17 protein-coding genes and 2 tRNA genes are annotated in these 19,402 nt (G+C 72.6%); 10 read left to right on the top strand and 9 right to left on the bottom strand.

Annotated elements, in window-relative coordinates:
- Window positions 1-198 precede the first annotated feature (198 nt).
- A tRNA-Leu gene (locus ABD466_RS13000) sits at window positions 199-272 on the top strand.
- 34 nt (window positions 273-306) lie between these two features.
- A tRNA-Leu gene (locus tag ABD466_RS12995) sits at window positions 307-392 on the top strand.
- Between the two features lie 49 nt (window positions 393-441).
- On the opposite strand, the gene ABD466_RS12990 is transcribed toward ABD466_RS12995, so the two are convergent.
- Both ABD466_RS12990 and ABD466_RS12985 read right to left on the bottom strand, forming a co-directional pair.
- Window positions 442-684 (bottom strand): hypothetical protein, encoded by a 243-nt coding sequence (locus ABD466_RS12990; protein ID WP_344657251.1) that lies wholly within the window; start codon window positions 682-684, stop codon window positions 442-444.
- 161 nt (window positions 685-845) lie between these two features.
- On the bottom strand, window positions 846-1,571 hold the full coding sequence (locus tag ABD466_RS12985; RefSeq protein ID WP_344657250.1) for a MerR family transcriptional regulator: 726 nt from the start codon (window positions 1,569-1,571) through the stop codon (window positions 846-848).
- A gap of 144 nt (window positions 1,572-1,715) precedes the next feature.
- Between ABD466_RS12985 and ABD466_RS12980 the strand changes: the two genes are divergently transcribed.
- Entirely contained in the window at window positions 1,716-2,369 is a 654-nt protein-coding gene (locus ABD466_RS12980) for a hypothetical protein (protein ID WP_344657249.1), read from the top strand.
- A 21-nt stretch (window positions 2,370-2,390) separates the two neighbouring features.
- On the opposite strand, the gene ABD466_RS12975 is transcribed toward ABD466_RS12980, so the two are convergent.
- Complete coding sequence (locus ABD466_RS12975) at window positions 2,391-3,962, bottom strand: putative Ig domain-containing protein (protein WP_344657248.1); 1,572 nt, start codon at window positions 3,960-3,962, stop codon at window positions 2,391-2,393.
- Between the two features lie 161 nt (window positions 3,963-4,123).
- Between ABD466_RS12975 and ABD466_RS12970 the strand changes: the two genes are divergently transcribed.
- Window positions 4,124-4,840, top strand: coding sequence for an SDR family NAD(P)-dependent oxidoreductase (locus tag ABD466_RS12970; RefSeq protein WP_344657247.1), 717 nt, complete (start codon window positions 4,124-4,126; stop codon window positions 4,838-4,840).
- A gap of 2 nt (window positions 4,841-4,842) precedes the next feature.
- On the opposite strand, the gene recD2 is transcribed toward ABD466_RS12970, so the two are convergent.
- Together recD2 and ABD466_RS12960 are read right to left on the bottom strand one after the other, a co-directional pair.
- Complete coding sequence (recD2, locus tag ABD466_RS12965; RefSeq protein ID WP_344657246.1) at window positions 4,843-7,134, bottom strand: SF1B family DNA helicase RecD2; 2,292 nt, start codon at window positions 7,132-7,134, stop codon at window positions 4,843-4,845.
- A gap of 104 nt (window positions 7,135-7,238) precedes the next feature.
- On the bottom strand, window positions 7,239-7,565 hold the full coding sequence (locus ABD466_RS12960; protein ID WP_344657245.1) for a helix-turn-helix domain-containing protein: 327 nt from the start codon (window positions 7,563-7,565) through the stop codon (window positions 7,239-7,241).
- 345 nt (window positions 7,566-7,910) lie between these two features.
- Between ABD466_RS12960 and ABD466_RS12955 the strand changes: the two genes are divergently transcribed.
- Window positions 7,911-9,710 carry a serine/threonine-protein kinase gene (locus tag ABD466_RS12955; RefSeq protein ID WP_344657244.1) on the top strand — a complete coding sequence of 600 codons (1,800 nt, stop codon included), beginning with the start codon at window positions 7,911-7,913 and terminating at the stop codon, window positions 9,708-9,710.
- Window positions 9,711-9,814: 104 nt separating this feature from the next.
- Window positions 9,815-12,163, top strand: a complete 2,349-nt coding sequence (locus ABD466_RS12950; RefSeq protein WP_344657243.1) for a WD40/YVTN/BNR-like repeat-containing protein — start codon at window positions 9,815-9,817, stop codon at window positions 12,161-12,163.
- A 12-nt stretch (window positions 12,164-12,175) separates the two neighbouring features.
- Here the strand turns inward: ABD466_RS12950 and ABD466_RS12945 are convergent, their stop codons facing one another.
- On the bottom strand, window positions 12,176-13,933 hold the full coding sequence (locus ABD466_RS12945) for an amidohydrolase family protein (protein WP_344657242.1): 1,758 nt from the start codon (window positions 13,931-13,933) through the stop codon (window positions 12,176-12,178).
- An 84-nt stretch (window positions 13,934-14,017) separates the two neighbouring features.
- Here ABD466_RS12945 and ABD466_RS12940 point away from each other — a divergent pair, with 84 nt between their 5' ends.
- Window positions 14,018-14,836: a uracil-DNA glycosylase family protein gene (locus ABD466_RS12940; protein WP_344657241.1), complete on the top strand. Its 819-nt coding sequence runs from the start codon at window positions 14,018-14,020 to the stop codon at window positions 14,834-14,836.
- Window positions 14,837-14,885: 49 nt separating this feature from the next.
- Here the strand turns inward: ABD466_RS12940 and ABD466_RS12935 are convergent, their stop codons facing one another.
- Window positions 14,886-15,617, bottom strand: a complete 732-nt coding sequence (locus ABD466_RS12935; protein WP_344657240.1) for a hypothetical protein — start codon at window positions 15,615-15,617, stop codon at window positions 14,886-14,888.
- 146 nt (window positions 15,618-15,763) lie between these two features.
- Here ABD466_RS12935 and ABD466_RS12930 point away from each other — a divergent pair, with 146 nt between their 5' ends.
- Window positions 15,764-16,096, top strand: coding sequence for a hypothetical protein (locus ABD466_RS12930; protein WP_344657239.1), 333 nt, complete (start codon window positions 15,764-15,766; stop codon window positions 16,094-16,096).
- Here the strand turns inward: ABD466_RS12930 and ABD466_RS12925 are convergent.
- On the bottom strand, window positions 16,078-16,566 hold the full coding sequence (locus tag ABD466_RS12925) for a winged helix-turn-helix transcriptional regulator (protein WP_344657238.1): 489 nt from the start codon (window positions 16,564-16,566) through the stop codon (window positions 16,078-16,080). The genes ABD466_RS12930 and ABD466_RS12925 overlap by 19 nt on opposite strands.
- 60 nt (window positions 16,567-16,626) lie before the next feature.
- Between ABD466_RS12925 and ABD466_RS12920 the strand changes: the two genes are divergently transcribed.
- On the top strand, window positions 16,627-18,045 hold the full coding sequence (locus tag ABD466_RS12920) for an MFS transporter (protein ID WP_344657237.1): 1,419 nt from the start codon (window positions 16,627-16,629) through the stop codon (window positions 18,043-18,045).
- 170 nt (window positions 18,046-18,215) lie between these two features.
- Window positions 18,216-18,752 (top strand): DoxX family protein, encoded by a 537-nt coding sequence (locus ABD466_RS12915; RefSeq protein WP_344657236.1) that lies wholly within the window; start codon window positions 18,216-18,218, stop codon window positions 18,750-18,752.
- 112 nt (window positions 18,753-18,864) lie between these two features.
- Here the strand turns inward: ABD466_RS12915 and ABD466_RS12910 are convergent, their stop codons facing one another.
- Window positions 18,865-19,398 carry a DinB family protein gene (locus ABD466_RS12910; RefSeq protein WP_344657235.1) on the bottom strand — a complete coding sequence of 178 codons (534 nt, stop codon included), beginning with the start codon at window positions 19,396-19,398 and terminating at the stop codon, window positions 18,865-18,867.
- Window positions 19,399-19,402 lie beyond the last annotated feature (4 nt).

Raw genomic sequence — 19,402 nt, 5'->3', positions numbered from 1 at the left:
GAGATCGGAAGGAGCAAGGAACATGACCGTCGCAGCGACCCGACTGTGCGTCCTCCGGTGCCTGTGCCTCGCGTGCCTTCCGGAGGAGATCTCGGCCTGACCGTCAGCACCACCTGACGGTCCACGGGCCGCCCGCCGGAAGGAGAACCTTCCGGATCGGGCGGCCTTTCCGCTGTCCCGGCACGACACCGAAGACCAGCTTCCGTAGCCCAACTGGCAGAGGCCCGGCGTTCAGAGCGTCGGTGATGCGGGTTCGAATCCCGCCGGGAGCACCGGGCGCCGCGGCTTTCCCCGCCGCGGCACCGAGCACCTGTGCTGCAACTGGTCGACAGCCCGGTCTGAGAAGCCGGGGCCCGGCGACGGGCGTGTGGGTTCGACTCCCACCAGGTGCACGAGCGGCGCGACTCAGGCCCGGGTCTCGAGGTCTCGCCGGGCGCCCGGTCACGGCTGGGCTGTGACGTCGCCTGAGGCGTCCTGCTCGACCCGCTCCCGCCAGTACATCTCCGCGTACTCCCACGCCTGCTCGGGGGTCATCCGCCACGACTCCGGCATCAGCCCGGCCTCGATCGCGGCGGCGTCGCGGTCCATGTACCAGCGCGCCACGGCGTTGAGGTCCGCGGCGTGGCGGAGCCGGCTGTAGCGGCTCTCCTGGTCGGTGCGCTGCGGCAGGGCCCAGCTGCTCATGGCGTTCCTCCGCTCGACCGGTCCCGGTTGACGCTCTTGCAGAACGTTCTTGCAGAACACAGTATGCAGCCGAGCGTGCCGCGGCCTCATCACGGGCGGCGCCGGATGCGGCGTCAGGTCACCCGCGCCGGCATGTCGAGCCACGACCGTGGCCGGTCCTGCTACCGCAGCCCCGCCCGCTCCTCGATCAGCGTCGTCGCCGCCTCGTCCAGGGCCATGCGCATCAGCGCCAGGACCGAGTCGAGGGCCAGGGGGCGGAGACGGTCCAGGCCGCTGAGGATGTCCGGCCAGGCGTCGGCGGGGTAGCCGGCGGCTTCGAAGGGGGCCCAGATCTGGTCCATGTAGAGCTGGACGAAGGCGCGGGCCACGGCTTGGACGTGGGTGCGGGCTTCGGAGGCCGCTTTCAGGGCGCTGGCCGGGGGGATGCCCAGGGCCATCAGTTCGGCGCCGATGCGGGTGAGGCGGGGGGAGCGTTCCTCGTAGCGGCCGTTGCCGAGGGGGCGCAGGAGACCGAGGTCGACGGCCGCTTCCAGGACGGCGGCGCCGTCCTCGGTGTCCTCGTCCAGGCCCGGGAACAGGGTGTGGATGTCCTCCAGGCGGACCACGCGGCGCTCGCCGTCGTCGAAGGCCTGGTGGACGGCCGCGGCGAAGGAGGTGAACTCGGCGCCGCCGCCGAGCATGCGGCGGATCGACTCCAGGGTGAAGCCGTCGGCCTGCAGGCGTTTGATCTGCTCCAGGCGGGCCAGGTGCTCCGGGCCGTAATAGCCGACGCGGCCGCGGACCGTCGGGGCCGGCAGCAGTCCCCGGGACTGGTGCTCGCGGATGTTGCGGACCGTCATCCCGGACAGGCGTGCGAGGTCGTCGACGCGGTATTCCTCGTCGCTCACCCCGTGCGCCTTCCCGATGGCCGTGCTCCGCCTGTCAGGGGGCTGAGTCCAGGCTGTCGTCCCGGTCAGCCGACCTCTGGTCGGAATTGGTACCTGCGATGATACTTGATGTGATCTCTCGATTAGGCCTTGTGTAGGTGTGCCGTGAAAGACAGAGCAGCCGCATCGGCTGCGCGCCGCGTCGACGCCGCGCATCTGCCGGACGAACTGGTGGCACTGCTGACGGCACTGGCGCCGGGGGAGGCCCTGACGGTCCTTCGCGACGGGGAGCCGATCGCCACGATCACGGGGGCGGCCGGGTCCGGCCCGCTGGAGGGCACGATCTTCCCGGGGCAGGGGAAGCACGCGGGGCGAACGGCACCGGATGAGCAGGCCCGCGACCGGACCGCCCGGCCCGACGTCACCGTCGTCGTCACCGCCATGAAGCTCTCGGAGACCGTTCGCGGCCGGCTTTCCGGCGAACTCGGCTCCGACTACATCGTCCTGGACCTGGACGTCGCGCCGGACACGGCGGAGGTCCTCCTGGTCCCGCCGATCAGCCTCCAGCTTCTCGACAGCCTGCGCGCCCGCTTCCCCGCCGCCCGCGTCATCGTCGCCGAGTTCGAGGACCCGGAGCTCGGTGTGGACTACCGCGGCCCGGTGCAGCGCATGATCGACGCCGGCGCCGAGGCCTATCTGGCCTCGACGACCCTGACCCGCCTGGCCGCCCAGCTCGAGAAGACCGTCAGCCGGAGGCCCGGACCCGCGCTGGGCTCCTCGCAGGAGTACCCGCGCCTGGAGATCGGACCTCCGGCCTGACGTCAGCGCATCGTCAGCGCATCAGGAGACGGTCACGTCGTCGTACTTCGTGTACGTGGCGTCCCCCGCGTAGTCGTCGTCCCGGTTGACCAGCGTCAGCGTGTACGAGTGCCCGGCCGTGACGGCCGTGCTGACCTGCTTCCACCCGGCGCCGTTGGTGCAGGTCTTCGCCAGCACGGTGGACGTCGTCCCCGCGGTGTCGTCCTTCAGCGTGGCCGTCGCCCAGTCGTAGGTCACGGTGTCCGGGCAGGTCACGTCGTACCAGAACGCCAGCGTGGTCGACCCGGTCGGCGCGGTGAAGGTCTGGCTGATCGACGAGGTGTTGGTCGGGCTGGTCGCACCGACGAGCGCAGCGTCCGTCCCGGAGTGCGGGCCGCCGGTGGTGACGCTGGTGCTCCCGGCCGACGTCCACCCGGTCAGGCTCCCGCTCTCGAACCCGCCGTCGACCACACCGCCGCCGCCGGTGGACGTCACGGTGAACGGGAACGAGGTGCTGCCCGAGGCGTTGGTGCCGTCGTGGGCCGTCACCGTCACGGTGCTTGACCCCGCGGTCGTGGCGGTGCCGGAGATCAGCCCGGAGCCGCTGATCGACAGGCCGGCGGGCAACCCGGTGGCGCTGTACGTCAGCGTCTGGCCGCTGTCCGAGTCGTGCCCCGTGATCTGCAGGCTCACGGTGCCGCCCTGCGCGACCGTCTGGCTGCCGGGGTTGTCCACGGTGACCGTGTTGCCGGTGTGCGTCGCGCCGGGCAGCAGGCAGCCGGAGATCGTCAGGTCGATGACGTTCGCCGAGGTGAGGCAGGTCGTGACCCAGTACAGCTCCTGGCCGTAGCCCTGGCCCTTGGTCGCGGTGGTAGTCCCGTCCGCGTTCACCTCGCACGGGTTGTCGAGCGTGCACATCTGGCCGCTCTCGTTGATCGTGTTGTTGACGCCGATCACCGCGTTGGTGGCCGTGTCCACGACCGGTGAGCCGGAGCTGCCGCCGATGACCTCGCAGCCGCCGTTCATGTCGTAGCGCAGCGAGTCGTGCCACGTCCACTGGTCCTCGCGCACCGTGCCCGCGAACCCGTTCAGGTTGCAGGCCCATATCCGCTTCCAGTACCCGGACGGGATCGAGATGGCCTCGGTGGTGGCGGGGTGGCTCGCCGAGATGGTCATGGCGCCGGCACCGTACTTGCTGGTGATCGAGGCGTAGGTGTCGGTGAGTTCGTAGATGGCGATGTCGGTGTTCGTCATCGTCGCGTACAGCAGCTTGTCGGCGCGCACCGTGCCGAGCGAGGACCCGGAGGAGTCGAGCAGCGTGCCGGACCGGCTGCTTGCGACGTTCTGCAGCACCTGCCCCGCCGAGGGCATGCCGCCCTCGAAGCAGTGCCCGGCGGTCAGCATCAGCGCCCGGTCCGTGCTCTGCGAGGACGGATACCGGACGAGCGAGGCGGAGCAGTCGTCGAGCGCGATGGTGCTGGCCAGGCTGGCCGCGGCCAGCCTGGGTGCCGTCGCGGACCCGGCGGGGACCGCGGAGGCGGAGGCTGAGGCGCTGAGCGCGGCCGTGACGACGACGGCCGCGGCGGCGAGCACCGCCGCTGTTCGCTTGAGCATGGGATCTCCATGTGGCGAGGGGGTGGTGGCATGCGGATCGGTAGCCCGGATCGTAGGAACGGATCGGGCGAGTGTCAACGAGTCCTGATATAAACCGCCTCCGGCCGGCCGCGGACCCCTAAGGGACGACACGTTCGAAGCCGGTCGGTACTCTGTGCCCCATGTCGACGGTGTCTGGCAAGGCGGTGCTGGTGACCGGGGCGAACCGGGGCATCGGCGAGGCGGTCGTGCGGGAGCTGCTGGCGCGTGGCGCCGCCCGCGTCTACGCGGGCACCCGCCGGCCGCTGGAGCACGCCGACGAGCGGGTGGTCCCGCTGCCGCTGGACGTCACCGACCCCGGTCAGATCCGGGCCGCCGCCGAGGCGGTGGAGTCGCTGGACCTGCTCGTCAACAACGCGGGGCTGGCGCTGCTCGGCGACGACCTGAGCGACGGCGCGATGCTGGAGCGGCACTTCGCCGTGAACGTCTTCGGCACGTTCGGCGTCACTCAGGCGATGCTCCCCGCTCTGATCGCGTCCCGCGGCGCCGTCGTCACGATGCTGTCGACGTCGTCGTGGGCCAACATGCCTCTGCTGCCGGGCTACTCGGTGTCCAAGGCCGCCGCGTTCTCGCTGACCCAGGGCCTGCGCGCCCATCTGGCGGGGCGCGGGGTGCGGGTGCACGCGGCGATCATCGGCGTCGTCGACACCGACATGACCGCGGCCTTCGACGTCCCGAAGGCCTCCCCGGGCGCCGTGGCGGCCGCCGTCCTGGACGGCCTGGAACGCGGCGAGGACGAGATCTTCCCCGACCCGGCGTCGGCGCTGATCGCCGACGCCTGGCGGGATGGCGCCTTCAAGGCCATGGAGCGTGAGTACGCCGCGCTGGTCGCCGGCTGATCTCAGATCAATGTCTCGGACTCGGCGGCCCGTGCGTCCGGGCCGGCCAGCGCCCTGACGAGCCGCTGTGCCAGCCCCGTGTTGCGGGGCTGCCCGGCGACCTCCACCGCCAGCCGCAGCGCCTTGCGCTGCCCGACCAGGATCACCGACGTCCTGGCCCGGGTGACCAGCGTGTACAGCAGCGCCCGGCGCAGCAGCAGGCCGCCGGACTCGGTGGTGATCGGCGCGACGACGAACGGGTACTCGCTGCCCTGCGACCGGTGCACGCTGATCGCGTAGGCGTGCAGCAGGTCCTCCAGCTCGTCGAAGTCGTAGGCGACGCTCTCGTCGTCCTCGGTGAGCACGGTGAGCGTCCGGTCCTCGGGGTTGATCGCGGTGACGGTGCCGGTCGTGCCGTTGAAGACCCCGGCGCGCCCCTTGAGGTAGTCGTTGCGGATCTGGGTCACGGCGTCGCCGACGCGGAACACCGCGGCGCCGGACCAGTGCTCCGGACGCCCCTCGACCGCCGGGTTCAGCCGCTCCTGGATGCGGCGGCCGATCTCGATCGTGCCGGTGTGGCCCTTGCGCGACGGGCACAGGACCTGGACCTGGCTGTGGTCGACGCCGTGCTTGGCCGGGATCCGGTCGGTGGCGATCTCCACCACGCGGTCGGCGACGGCCGCCGGGTCGTCGCAGTCCTCGAACCAGAACCCGGGGGCGGCGTGCAGCACCGGTGGCAGGCCCTGGCGGATCAGGTGCGCGTTGGTGGTGATGGAGCTGCCCGCGGCCTGCCGGAAGACGTGGGTCAGGCGGGTGTGCGGGATGCCCGGCACGCGCAGCAGGTCGGCCAGCACCCGGCCGGCGCCGATCGAGGGCAGCTGGTCCTCGTCGCCGACCAGCAGCAGGTGGCAGCCCGGCACCAGGCCGGCGGCGAGTTTCGCCGCCAGGGACACGTCCAGCATCGACGCCTCGTCCACGACGATCAGGTCCGCGTACAGCGGGTCGTCGTCGAACAGGGCGCCGGCGTCGAGGCCGTCCTTCTTGTCGGCGACCAGGCGGTGCACGGTCATCGCCGGATGCCCGGTGAGCTGCGCCAGGCGCTTGGCCGCCTTGCCGGTCGGCGCGGCCAGCGTCACCTTGCCGCCGCCCGCGCGGACCAGCGCGGCGATGGTGTCCACGGTCCGTGACTTGCCGCAGCCGGGGCCTCCGGTGAGGACGGACACGGTGCTGGTCAGCGCCATGCGGACGGCGTCCAGCTGCTGCGGGTGCAGGTCGTGCGGACCGGCTTCCAGCGCGTCCAGCCGCTTGAGCACGGCCCGCGGCATGTCGGACTTCGTCTCCGCCAGGCCGGCCAGTCCGTCCGCCACCCGCCGCTCCCGGTCCCACATCCGCCGCTCGTAGACGGCCTTCCCGGCGCCGACGCCCGTGTCGATGACGATCCGGCGCTGTTCGGCGAGCGCGTCGACGGCCTGCCGGACCAGCAGCTGGTCCTGTCCCAGCAGCGCGACGGCGGCGGCCAGCAGCGAGGCGTAGGGCAGGAAGCAGTGGCCGGAGACGGCCGCCGCGGCGTCGAGCCGGTCCAGCACCGCCGCGCGGGCCCGGACCGGGGAGTCCTCCGGGATGCCGGAGGCCAGGGCGATCTTGTCCGCGGTGGTGAACCCGATGCCGCGCACCGCCTCGACGAGCCGGTACGGGTCCTCGGCGACGATCTGCGCCGAGGAGTCCCCGAACTCGCCGTAGATCTTCACCGCGAAGCCCGGCCCGATGCCGTAGCCCTGGAGCAGCACCATCAGCTCCCGCACCTGCTTGTGCGCGATCCACGAGTCGACGATCAGGTCCTTGCGGCCGGGGCCGATCAGGTTCACCTCCAGCAGCCGCTCGGGGGTCTCGTCGATGACGGCCAGGGTCTGCGCCCCGAACGCCTCCACGATCGCCGCCGCCAGCTTCGGCCCGATCCCGCGCACGATCCCGGAGGCCAGGTACAGCCGGATGGCCCGGACGCTGGAGGGCGCCGCGGGCTCACAGGAGTCGACGGCGAACCGGGTGCCGTACTTGGCGTGGGAGACCCACTCGCCCCGCAGGCGCACCGTCTCGCCGGGCTGGACCCCTGCCAGGGCCCGCCCGGCGGCGATCAGCTCGCCACCTGCCACCGCGGTCGCGGTCGCGGTCTCGGCCTCGGTGACGCGCGCGACGGTGTAGCCGTCCGGCCGTACCGTGATCAGCCGGTCGACCGTGCACTCCAGCTCGACCAGCTCGACCCGCTCGATCTTCTCGATCCGCTCAGCCCGCTCGCCGCGCTCGTGGGCCTCGCCCACCGGCCGCCTCCTCCGCCTTCGCCGTCTTCAGCGTCCGCACCGTCTCGCCGCCCGATCACCTGGTCCGACCGTAGCAAGCGGCGCCGACGAAGCCGGCGACGGCGTCACGCCCAGTCGATGGTGGCGTCGGCGGTGAGCTCGCGCAGCTGCCCGGAGTCGTCGTCCTCATCCTCGTCGGCCCCGCCGGCGAAAGCGGCCTCGGCGAGATCCTCCGCCTCCGGCCCCAGCACCAGGTCGAACATGCCCGGCAGCCACCCGAGCGCCTGCTCGACGGCCCGCAGCGCCACCATGTTGGGCGGCCTGCCGGCCTCCACCTTCGCTATGACCGTGTCGGTCACGTAGGCCAGGCCGGCGAGGTCGGACTGCGTCCAGCCCCTGGCCTCCCGGGCCTTGACGATCATCGCGGCCAGCCGGTCATAGCTCTCGCCCATGGGTGCATTCTGCTGCACGAGCGTGAACCGCTGCCACGGTCGCGGGGGCGGGCGGATTCGGTCGGATTCCTCGCTTCGCCGGCTGTGTCAGGGAACTGTTGGTGGCGCAGCCGGACCGTACCTCGGTGTGGGAGGGGGTCCGGCGCTGCTGGGACCGCGTGATCGAGCACCTCCCAGGACGGATGCCGGCGGGTCCGCGGGAAGCGGGCCCGCCTGTATTCCATCTTGGCCACAGAGCTCGCATCGACTTCCGCAGGGGCTAGATTACTAAGGACTCTGAGTCCAGGGATTCTCAGGACTCATCCTGGCTCCGGTGCCACTGCCCCTTGCGGAGGACGGATCTCGATGCAGACCCGATCGGCGCACCCGCCGCAGGCGTTCCATCCGGATCGGATCGGACCCTACGAGGTGCTGCGCCGGCTCGGCGCGGGGGCCATGGGCGAGGTCTTCCTCGCGCGCTCGCCGTCGTCGCGGCTGGTGGCGGTCAAGACCATCCGCGCCGGGCTGGCCGAGCACCCCGGCTACCGGCGCCGGTTCGCGCACGAGGTGGACGCGGCGCGCCGGGTCAGCGGGGCCTTCACCGCCGCGGTGGTCGGCGCCGACCCGCACGCGGACCTGCCGTGGCTGGCCACCGTCTACGTGCCCGCGCCGTCGCTGGAGGAGCTGGTGGCGGCCTGCGGTCCGCTGGCGGTGTCGGCGGTGCGGTGGCTGGCCGCCGGCTGCGCCGAGGCGCTGGAGTGCGTGCACCGCGCCGGGCTGGTGCACCGGGACTTCAAGCCGGCCAACGTGCTCGTCACGGCCGACGGCCCGCGGGTCATCGACTTCGGGCTGGCCCGCACCGACGGGCTGCCCCAGGGCACCGTCGCCGGGATGGTCCTCGGGACGCCGATGTACATGGCGCCGGAGCAGGCCGCGGGGAACCCGGCCACCGGCCCGGCCGCCGACGTGTTCGCCCTCGGCGCCACGCTGTACCACGCCGCCACCGGCACCGCCCCGTATCGGGAGGCGAAGGCGGTGGGGGCGATCCTGGAGGTGATGCGGGAGCTGCCGGACCTGGCCCCGGTGCCCGGAGAGCTGCACGACCTGCTGATCGCCTGTCTGGCGGTGGAACCGGACGACCGCCCGACGCCCGCGGAGCTGATAGCGATGCTGTCGCCGCACCTGGCGACGGCCCTCGCCGAGCCGCCGCTGCCGGAGTCCGTGCTCGGCCACATCGAGGAGTACCGTCGCGGGCAGATGGAGCTGACTCGTTCGCGGCCGTCGTTGTCGGACTTGTCGGATGCAGGCACGGTCGTGGTGAAGGAGCGGCACGCCGCAGCGAGGGCCGGGGCCGGCGGCGACGATCTCGCGGACGACGCCTCCGGAGACCTCGCCGACGGCTTCGAGGACGACGGCTTCGACGAGGACGACCCCCGGCCCCGCCATCCGTCGCTGCTCCCGGCCCGGGCACTGGCCGGCCGGCGGCGTCCTCGAGGCGGCAGCCGCGGCCGGGCGCGGTCGGGACGGCGCCGGGCGCTGGAAGTGTCCGTGTTCGCCGGCGCCGTCACCCTCGCCCTCGGCGGCGCCACGTTCGGCGCCCTGCTCCTGGCCGGCGCGCTGCGGGACGGCGGGGACCGGACACGACAGGCGAACACCGCGCCGGCCGACTCGGCGCCCACGGTCCTGCAGACGATGACCCGGCCGGGCAGCCCGCCGCCCACCGCGGCCCAGCCGCCCGGGAGCCCGCCGCCGACCAGGGGCTCGCTCGCACCCGGGCCGCCCCTGGCCCCGCCCCAGGGCCAAGCCCCGCCCGAAGGGCAGGGACCGCCGCAGGGCCAGGGGCCGCCCCAGGGCCCGCCCCCCGGGGCGGTCACCGAGAGCAACGGCGTCCGCCTCGGCATCCGCCCGCCGTTCGGCGACCCCCAGACCACGTACATCCTCAACGGCTACGGCTGGCCGCGCGGCCAGACCGTCGCCATCACCTTCACCGACGCCGCCGTCCCCCCGACCACCACGGTGGTCGACGGCAGTGGCGTCTTCAGCGTCGCGCTCGACCAGGGCGCCGGCGCCGTCGTGCTGCCGAACGGCCGGTACCACGTGCGCGCCACGCTGGGCGGGCTGTCGGAGACGGTGTCGTTCGTGGTCGGGCCGCCGCTGGACCAGTAGCGGGCCCCGGCGGCGTTCGCGCCGCTCAGCGCCGCTTTCCCCACCTATCGCAGAGCCCTACGATGTCCAGGACTCCCAGCAGGCCTCCTGAAACGGACTATGCGATGTCCCAGATCAGAGACAGGTCCACGCTCCTCCTCGCCATGGCCGCGCTGGTCGCGGCCACCTTCGCCGGCGGATACACCGGACTTCGGCAGGCCCCGGATCCCGACGCCCACGGTGTGGCCGCCTTCGGCGACCACGATCGCGACCGGGACGGCGGCCAGAGCGCCGGCGGCGAGGAGGAGGGCGACGAAGGTCCCGCCGACGGCGACGACTGGTTCGTCCAGCAGCGGGTGTTCCCCAACGCCCACCTCGATCTCGGGGCCGCGCTCGGGGCGGCCCGGGGTGAAGCCGCCGCCCTGCGCGCCGGCGCCGCCGGAAACGCCGCCGCGCTCGCCGTCCCGGCCTGGCAGTCGCTGGGCCCGGCCAACGGCGGCCGCATCACCGACATCGTCGCCGACCCGGCGCACAGCGGCGTCTTCTATGCCGCCGCGGCGTCCGGCGGCGTGTGGAAGAGCACCGACGGCGGCTCCAGCTTCCACTACAGCTGGGACACCGGCCAGGTCCAGGCGATCGGCGCCCTGGCCGTCACCGGCACCGGCGTTCTGTACGCCGGCACCGGCGAGGCCAACCCCGGGGGCGGCAGCAGCTCTTTCCCGGGCAACGGCGTCTACAAGTCCACCGACGGCGGCGCCACCTGGCAGAACATCGGCCTGGCCGGGACCGACCGGATCGGGCGCATCGCCGTGGACCCGGCCGACGCCGACCGGATCTTCGTCGCCGCGACCGGATCCCTGTTCACCCCCGGCGGACCGCGCGGCCTGTACGAGACCACCGACGGCGGGGCGACCTGGCAGCTCGTCCTGGCGGGGGGCGACGCCACCACCGGCGCGGTCGACGTCGCCATCAGCCCCGGCTCTTCGAACACGGTCGTCGCCGCGATGTGGGACGCCTACCGCACCCCGTCCGGCCGCACCTACGGCGGCACCGGATCAGGGGTCTTCAAGTCCACCGACGGTGGCGCCACCTGGTCCCGCGTCGGCGGAGGGCTGCCCGCCAGCAGCAGCAACCTCGGCCGGATGGGTATCGCCTACGCGCCGAACGACGCCAGCCGTGTGTACGCCATCGCCTCCGACACGACCGGCGACTTCCTCGGCTTCTGGACCTCGGCCGACGGCGGCGCGACGTGGACCCAGCCGTCGACGTCCTCGACGCTGTCCGGGTCCCAGTCCACCTACGGCTGGTGGTTCGGCCGCATCTGGGTCGACCCCGCCTCCGCGCAGCACATCTGGGTCGCGGGCGTGAGCATGCTCGAGTCCGCCAACGGCGGCTCCAGCTGGAGCAGCGGCAGCTCCTTCCACGCCGACCAGCACGCTCTGGCCTTCGACCCGACCGCCGCGGGGCACGTCCTCATCGGCAACGACGGCGGCGTGTACCGCTCGACCGCGAACGGCTCGGTCACCGGCAGCTGGTCGCACGCCACCGGCCTGGCGAACATGCAGTTCTACACGGTCGGAGTCTCCCAGCAGGACCCCACGCGCATCAACGGCGGCCTGCAGGACAACGGCTCGGTCCGCTCCTGGAGCAGCTGGGGCAGCTACTACGGCGGCGACGGCCTGCAGAACCTCATCGACCCCAGCAACCAGAGCAAGGTCTACGCCTGCTCGCAGTACGGATCCTGCGGCCGCTCCACCAACGGCGGCAGCACCGTGCGCAACTTCGGCTCCACCACCTCGGCGCGCCGCGCGTGGCTGACCCCGCTCGCCCTGGACCCCACGACGCCCTCGACCGTCTACTACGGCGGGAGCCAGCTCAACCGGTCCACCAACAGCGCCCAGTCCTTCACCTCGATCAGCCCCGACCTGTCCTACGGCGACGGCGGCACCAGCGGCGTCTACGGGACCATCAGCGCGATCGCCGTCGCCAAGACCGACGGCCGCGTGATCTACGCCGGCACCGACGACGGCCGCGCCTGGATCACGCGCGACACCGGCGGCACCTGGACCGAGATCACGGCCGGTCTGCCCACCCGCTGGATCACCCGCATCGCCGTCGACCCGACCGACGCCGACACCGCCTACGTCACGTTGTCCGGCTACCGCACCGGCGACAGCGCTGCCCACGTCATGAAGACCACGAACGGCGGCGCCACCTGGCAGAACGTCTCGGGCGACCTCCCGGACGCCCCGGTCAACGCCATCGCCCTGGACCCGCGCGACCACGCGCGCTGGTACGTCGGCACCGACGTCGGCGTCTTCAGCTCCTCCGACGGCGGCACCACCTGGACCCCGGTCGGCAGCGGCCTGCCGCTGGTGTCGGTCGCCGACCTGCAGACCGCGGTCTCGGGCGCGAGCCTGGTGCTGACGGCCGGCACCTACGGACTGGGGGTGTATCAGATCACGCTGCCGTGAGGCCGGGACGCGTCAGTCCAGCAAATCCGAAAGCTGACTCCCATAGTCCGTCGGCAGGTTCATCTCGGTCTTCAGCTCCGTGAGGAACGCGGCGTTCTCGCTGGCGGTGAGGGCGTCGAGGGTGACGGGGGTCAGGCCCTGCGTGACGGTCGCCGCGAGCTTGGGGATCGGCGGCCCGCTCAGCTTCACGGGCTCCGGGACCGGCAGCGGCACCGGCCCCGGCGCGTGCGCATGGGGGCCGGCCGCGTCGCGCACCGCCTTGGGCGCCCGCTCGAACAGCGGCAGCCGCGGCCGCAGCTCCTCGCCGGTCGGCTGGATCTCGTCCAGCGCCAGCCGCCAGGCCGGGCCGTCGCCGTTGTCCCGGCGCGCGGCGGCGACGGCCGGGAGCAGCGGCGCCATCGCGGTCATCAAGGCCTCGGGCCGCTCCGCGAGCGTCGCCAGGGCCTTGGCGACCAGCGCCGTGGCGTCGGCGAGCGCGAGGTTGCCGACGGCCGGGTCCGGATCGTCGCGCTCGAGGTCCACCGCGTGGGTCGGCGGGATGCCGGGGACGCCGGTCTCCAAGGCGGCCCCGGCGGACGGTCGCAGGGCCTTCATCAGAGGCGTCCTGCCGTAGCGGGGCGAGCCGTCGATCACGACCACGGCGACGTCCTGGTCCGTCGCGTCGATCAGCGTCGCGTACGGGTCGCCCGCGGTGCCGGTCACGGCGGTGAGGTCGGCCTTGAACCCGGCGGCGAGGGTGCCCAGGGCGTGGTCCCAGCGCAGGATCCTCGCCCCGTCGCACGTCGCCATCGCGACCAGGTCGGCGTCGCTGAAGACGCCGCCGGCGGCCGCGCTGGCCAGACGCGCGGCCTTCAGCTCGCCGAGCAGGCCCTTGCTGCCCGAGACCGACCAGTCCGAGCCGAGGCCGATGGTCAGGCCCGCCTTCTTCGCCGCCGCGATGTCGGCCGTGGCGCCGTAGAGCAGGAGGTTCGACAGGGGTGACCAGACCATGGCGGCGCCGTTGTCCGCCATCCGGGTGAAATCCTCGGCGTGCAGCGCGGTGCAGTGGATGCCGACCAGGTTCTCGTTGATGGCCCACTTCCCAGGTGCGTACTCCAGCGCCAGGAAGTGCTCGCGCGCGGCGGCGTCCACGCCCTCCGCGAGGTGCAGCAGCAGCCGCTTGCCCTGGTTCAGCCGGGCCAGGAAACGCTGCGCGTCGGCGGCCTCCACGTCGGCGATCCGGGACGCCGCCTCCGGCAGCGCCGGGTCGTCGGTGGCCTCGACCGTGCGGACCACGCCGCGGTAGAGACGGCGCGCGCCGGCGTCGCTGAACAGCGCGATGCCCTGGCTGGTGGTGGTGCCGTTGATCAGGGCCTTGGCCTCCACGTAGCGGACCACCGCGGGCATCAGCTCGGCGCTCTGCCCCAGGACCGTCATCGGCCCGGTGACCAGCTGGTGATAGGCGGGGTTCGACGCCCCGCCCCACTGCGCGCGGTTGCCGTACTTCTTCGGGACCTGCCACAGCGGCAGGACGTTGTACGGCAGGTGGTTGTGCAGCTCGATGAGGCCGGGGAACAGCGTGGCGCCGGTGTCCACGGGCTTGAGGTCCCGGCAGGAAGCCGGCGGCGGGTCGGCGGCCGGCTGCACGGCGGTGATCAGACCGTTCTCCACGTAGACCACGCCGTCGTCCAGCACGGTCCGCGCCGCGTCCATCGTCACGACGCGCCCGCGGAGGGCGAACCGGGGGCTGGTCGGGCTGGTCGGGCTCGGCGGGGTCGCGGTCGCTCGCATGGCGTCGTACTCCTTGCTAGGCGGGTCCCTGATGGAAAAGGATCATTTCGGACAGTATCGGTGAAAACCATCAGGAGTGTTCCCGTGACGCAGGACTTCGATCCCGGATATCCCGGCCCGTACGCCGCGCTGGTCGCGTCCTACCCGGGCGCCGACGTGTTCCCGGCCGCGGACTTCCGCGTCGAGTGGGGTCCGATCTTCCACCGCGGCCGGCTCGACGGGACCGCGAAGGTCCTGGTGATCGGTCAGGATCCGGCGCAGCACGAGACCATCGCCCGGCGGATCCTGATCGGCACCGCGGGGCACCGGTTCCAGGGCTTCCTGGCCAAGCTCGGCATCACGTCCGGCTACGTCATGATCAACACGTACCTTTACTCGGTGTACGGGCAGGGTGGCGGCGACAAACACGCGCACGACCCGGCGATCGCCGCGTACCGGAACCAGTGGCTGGACGCGCTGGTCGCCGACAACGCGATCGAGGCCGTGATCGCGCTCGGCAGCCTCGCGGACACCGCGTACCAGATCTGGCACGCGACCCCGACCGGCAAGCAGTACACCGGCGCGTATCGCCACATCCTGCATCCCACCTACCCGGACAGCGCCGCCTCCTCGACGGGGCAGCCGGCCGCGCAGCTGATGGAGAAGATGCTGGCGGACTGGAACGCGGGCCTGGATGTCCTGCATCCGGCGATCACGCACCCTGACGACCCGGTGCCGCTCGTCCACTACGGCACCGCGCTGGCACCCGCGGACCTGGCCGAGATCCCGAGCGCGGACCTGCCGGCCGGCTGCCCGGCGTGGATGCGCTCGGCCGAGCCGTGGGCTCAGCGCACGGGTGCCACCGCGGCGGACAAGCGGGCGACGATCACGGTGAGCATCCCGGTGGACGAACGGCCGTTCTGAGCTGCGCGTCCACCGGGACGCACCCCGGGTCACCCGGTCCCGGACGCGATCACAGACTGGCCAGGTCGGCCTTCAGCATCGCGACGTCGAGCCCGCCGATCTTCCCGGCCTGCTGGAACTCCTCGGAGAGGATCACCCACGCCTCGTCGCCGTAGACCGACCACCAGTCCCAGGTCATCTTCTGCACCGCGCCCCAGGTGACGCAGTACATCCACCGGCCGTCGTAGCCGAGGATCGGCACCGCGTGGCCGCCCTGGATCGGCTCGGCCTGCCAGTCCGGCTCCAGCGCCCACGGCCGGCCGTCGGCGAACTGGATCTCGGCGTTCTTCGGGACCTGGACGCCCACGTACACGCCGCCGAAGTAGGCGATCGCCTGCTTGAGCCCCTCCAGCGAGTGGACGTTGACCGGGGCGTAGCCGACGATCTTGTTCTCCCACAGGCCCTCGCTCATCCAGCTCTTGAGCACGTGCGACTCGACGAGCCCGCTGTCCTTGCCGTGGCTGAGCTTCAGGTACTGCGCGATGACGTCGGTGTCGGCCGGCACCGGCAGGTCGATGCCGGTCTGCGCGTTCCACGCCTGGATCAGGTGCGCGGCGGCGGCCATCGTGCAGTCGCCGTACTGGTCGTTGCCGTCCATCGGGAACCCGGCGGTCACGGTCTTGGCGTGGTCCACCTCGGCCGGGGGCTTCGGCAGGGGAGCCGTAGCGTAGTAGTGCATGTCGTGCAGCGCCGTCGGGAACTGAGGTCTGAGTTTCCCCATCATGCCGACTTTCCGGTTCATGATCACTCCTCCTCGCGATCCGATCCGGCAGGTCAGCGCCGGATCGAGGATCCGTCTTCAATTCCACCGCCGGAGCGGGCCCGAAGCGGCCTCGTTGCGCCATTCGGTGGATGGAGGTTCCCCGCGGTCGGGGAGAGGGGGCGGTGATGTCCACCGGGGACTTCATCGTGGCGCGGCGCCGGACGCCGCTGCCCGAGTTGCCGCTCGTCGGCGGCGTCGAGCCCGCGTGCGGCCCGAACGGCGAGGAGGGTGTGCCGCGGGCTACCGAACGCCGCCCGGGGAACTGGGGCTGCTTCGCCAAGGTCCGGTTGCGCGCGGACGGCGACTACGAGCTCGAGTACTGCGACCCGTCCTCCGCGGAGCGCTGTTCGACCGTCACGCCCTCGCTGGACAAGGTCGTCGCCGCCATGACGGAGTGGTCGGCGTCCGAGGTCGCGTGGCGCGAGGACTTCCAGGGGAGTCAGATCGGGCCGGCCTGATCCCAGCCGGGAGCCAGCACGGTGATCGCCACCTCCCCGCTGACGACCTGTTCCCCGCACGTCCGGCACATCGTCACCGAGTCCACCTCGTGCTCCGGATGCCCGGCGGCCTCATGTGTGAAAGCCACCGGCTGGGCGTCCACCGCCCACTTGTCGCCCCACTTCACGAGCGCCCACACCACCGGGGCCAGCTCTCGGCCGGCCTCCGTGAGGTGGTACTCGAAGCGTTCGGGCCGCTCGGAGTAGCGGCGGCGCTCGACGACGCCCGCCTCCTCCAGGGCCCTGAGCCGGGCGGCGAGGCGGTCGCGCGGGGCGCCGGTGTTGCGGGTCAGCTGGTCGAAGCGGTGGTTGCCGTAGAAGAGCTCGCGGATCGCGAGCAGCGACCAGCGCTCGCCCACGAGCTGCAGCGCCGCGGCGGCGGAGCAGGGGCGGCCGGGGACGGTCGGGTGGGGCGGGGCGGGGGAGCTCACGGCACCATCCTCACCCGAGTGCGTTGTCTTTTCAAACTCGGTGGCGCTACCCTGCCTCGCATGACCGTTGGAATATCAAACTCACTGGCTGGAGCGGACGCCCCGCCGCGGGCCGCCGGCACGCCGCGCGCCGTGTTCGCCGTCGTGGCCTGCTCGGTGTTCGTGGCCAACCTCGACCTGTTCATCGTCAACGTGGCCCTGCCGGCGATGGGCGGATCGTTCGGCGGCAGCACGCTCGGCTCCCTGTCGTGGGTGCTCAACGCCTACGCCATCGTGTTCGCGGCGCTGCTGGTCGCCGCCGGGCGGTTCGCGGACCGGGTGGGGCACAAGCCCGTGTTCCTCGCCGGGCTCGCCGTGTTCACGCTGGCGTCCGTCGCGTGCGCGGCCTCGCCGGGCGTGCCGGCCCTGGTGGCGGCGCGCGTCGTGCAGGCCGCCGGGGCCGCGATGCTCATGCCGACGTCGCTGGCGTTGCTGCTCGCCACCACGCCGGCCGAGCGGCGCGCGCACGCCGTGCGGATGTGGGCCTCGATCGGCGGAATCGCGGCCAGTCTCGGGCCGGTGGCCGGGGGGCTGCTGGTCGAGGCCGGGTGGCGGTGGGTGTTCCTGGTGAACGTGCCGGTCGGGATCGCGGCGGTCGTCGCGGGCGTCAGGGTGCTGCCGACCGGGGCCGGCCGTGAGCGCGACCGCGGCGCGCTGCCCGACCTGCTCGGGGCCGCACTGCTCACCGCGGCGGTCGCCGTGCTGGCGCTGGGTCTGGTCAAGTCCGGTGACTGGGGGTGGACGGATGATCGGACCCTGATCTCCCTGGCCGCCGCCGTGCTGGCGGCCGTCGGCTTCCTGATCCGCTCGGCTCGGCACCCGGCGCCGATCGTCACGTTGCCGCTGTTCCGCATCCGCGCGTTCTCGGCGGCGAGCGCGGGTCTGACGTTGTTCAGCATCGCCTTCGCGGCCGCCCTGCTCGGCGCGATCCTGTGGGTCCAGGACGTGTGGGGCTGGTCGGCGGTGCGCACCGGGTTCGCGGTCGCGCCCGGCCCGCTGGTGGTGCCGCCGATCGCGCTGCGGATCGGGCCGGTCGTCGCGCGCTTCGGGGCCGGTCTGGTCGCGCTCGCCGGTTCGGTCGCCATGGCGGGCGGCGCGCTGTGGTGGGCGGCGGCGTTGGACGTGCGCTCCGGCTACGCGGCGGCGTTCCTGCCGGGCTGGATCCTGATCGGGGTCGGCGTCGGCCTGACCGTGCCGGTGCTCACCGGGGCCGCCGCGGCGACCGTGCCGCCGGCGCAGTTCGCGACCGGCTCGGCGCTGACCGCGATGGGACGGCAGATCGGCTCGGTGCTGGGGGTCGCCGTGCTGGTCAGCGTGCTCGGAACGCCGCACGGGCCGCGGGTGGCGGAAGCCTTCCGGCACGGGTGGTACGCGGTCGCCATCGCGGCCGTGCTGTCCGCGATCGGCGTCCTGCCGCTGGTGCGGAGGCGCCGGGGGTGAGGAGCCGGCGGGGGGTGAGGCACCAGCGGGGGTGAGGAGCAGGTGGGAGGTGCGGCAGGGCCCTGAATCACCCGTCGTGCCGCCACCCCTAGGGCGAACATGCCAGGTAATTCCGTGGATTTCCAGGCAATCGGTTATATGCCACCCGTCCCCACAGAACGGTCCCGCTGATGCTGCGACGCGCACCCGTCCTCCCCGCTACCCGCTGGCAGAGGATCCTGACCCCGGCGACCCACCATCTCGCCGGCGCCGCCCTCCCAGCTCTCCGCATGGCGATCGGCCTGATCTACATCTGGTTCGGCGCCCTGAAGTTCGTCTCCGGCGCCAGCCCGGCAGCCCAACTGGCCACCTCGACGATGTCGTCCCTCACCTTCGACACCGTCCCCGCCTCCGTCTCCCGTCCCCTCCTGGCCGTGTTCGAGACCCTGATCGGCCTCGGCTTCCTCAGCGGCCGCCTGCGCCGCCTGGTCCTGGCCGCGTTCCTCACCCAGGTGCTCGGCGCCCTGTCGTCTCTGGTGCTGGCACCGAACATGGTGTGGCACCACGCCCCGTTGGAACCCAACCTGGCGGGGCAATACGTGCTCAAGGACCTGGTGCTGCTGGCCGCCGGGCTGCTGGTGCTGACCGCGCCGAACAGCAGCGCATATCGGCTCCGCGAGCCGGCCGTCCCGGCCGACGACCACGGACCCGGCTCCGCGATGCCCTAGGCCCTGCCCTCTCCGCCTTCCCCGAACCAGCACGCGCGACAGGCGGCGGCCACACCGGCCGCCGCGCTGCCGGCCCAGGCGTCGGACAGGCTGGCGCGCCGGGTTCCGCCTCCTACATAAAAGGCCTGAGCACCAAGTACCCGTCGAGCCGCCCCACCTGGTCAGTGTCCGGATCCGGAGGCAGCGCGTGGCCCAGCGGCCCCGACCGGACCTCGCCGATCCACTGGTCGTGCTGGTACTCGTGGTTGATCAGCGCCGTCAGCAGATGGGTGGCGACGATCGTCAGCTGGGCCGGCGCGGCGACGCGGCCGCCGGCGATGTCGTTCATCCGTGCATGGACACGCTCGGCCACGGTGTCGCGGAAGGCCGTGAGCCGTTCGACGGTGGGCAGGGCGCCTCGGAAGCGTTCCGGCAGCGCGGAGTCCATGAGGCCGTCGAGCTCGGGATCGGGGCTGGGCTCGGCCGCGGTCAGGTTGCGGACCATGAAATGGGCGACGTGGGCCTGATGGCCGAGGTGCCAGCCGATCGCGCTGGAGTCCTCGTGGGGGCGCCATGTCACCTCGTCGGGGCTGAGGTCCTTCCACAGCTGGTCGGTGTAGGCCCGGGCGCGGTCGTACTCGCGGAGAAGCGCTTCCACCTCGTACAAGGGG

The sequence above is a fragment of the Catenulispora subtropica genome (assembly GCF_039531675.1).
Lineage (GTDB): Bacteria > Actinomycetota > Actinomycetes > Streptomycetales > Catenulisporaceae > Catenulispora > Catenulispora subtropica.
The sequence above is the reverse complement of the archived record's forward strand: the minus strand, read 5'-3'. Positions and strand labels throughout refer to the sequence as shown.

What these genes read in the sequence shown, in the direction of transcription:
- ABD466_RS12990 (WP_344657251.1), bottom strand. Translation starts at nt 684, where the DNA reads ATGAGCAGCTGGGCCCTGCCGCAGCGCACCGACCAGGAGAGCCGCTAC.
- ABD466_RS12975 (WP_344657248.1), bottom strand. Translation starts at nt 3,962, where the DNA reads ATGCTCAAGCGAACAGCGGCGGTGCTCGCCGCCGCGGCCGTCGTCGTC.
- ABD466_RS12970 (WP_344657247.1), top strand. Translation starts at nt 4,124, where the DNA reads ATGTCGACGGTGTCTGGCAAGGCGGTGCTGGTGACCGGGGCGAACCGG.
- ABD466_RS12960 (WP_344657245.1), bottom strand. Translation starts at nt 7,565, where the DNA reads ATGGGCGAGAGCTATGACCGGCTGGCCGCGATGATCGTCAAGGCCCGG.
- ABD466_RS12955 (WP_344657244.1), top strand. Translation starts at nt 7,911, where the DNA reads ATGCAGACCCGATCGGCGCACCCGCCGCAGGCGTTCCATCCGGATCGG.
- ABD466_RS12950 (WP_344657243.1), top strand. Translation starts at nt 9,815, where the DNA reads ATGTCCCAGATCAGAGACAGGTCCACGCTCCTCCTCGCCATGGCCGCG.
- ABD466_RS12945 (WP_344657242.1), bottom strand. Translation starts at nt 13,933, where the DNA reads ATGCGAGCGACCGCGACCCCGCCGAGCCCGACCAGCCCGACCAGCCCC.
- ABD466_RS12935 (WP_344657240.1), bottom strand. Translation starts at nt 15,617, where the DNA reads ATGAACCGGAAAGTCGGCATGATGGGGAAACTCAGACCTCAGTTCCCG.
- ABD466_RS12930 (WP_344657239.1), top strand. Translation starts at nt 15,764, where the DNA reads ATGTCCACCGGGGACTTCATCGTGGCGCGGCGCCGGACGCCGCTGCCC.
- ABD466_RS12920 (WP_344657237.1), top strand. Translation starts at nt 16,627, where the DNA reads ATGACCGTTGGAATATCAAACTCACTGGCTGGAGCGGACGCCCCGCCG.
- ABD466_RS12915 (WP_344657236.1), top strand. Translation starts at nt 18,216, where the DNA reads ATGCTGCGACGCGCACCCGTCCTCCCCGCTACCCGCTGGCAGAGGATC.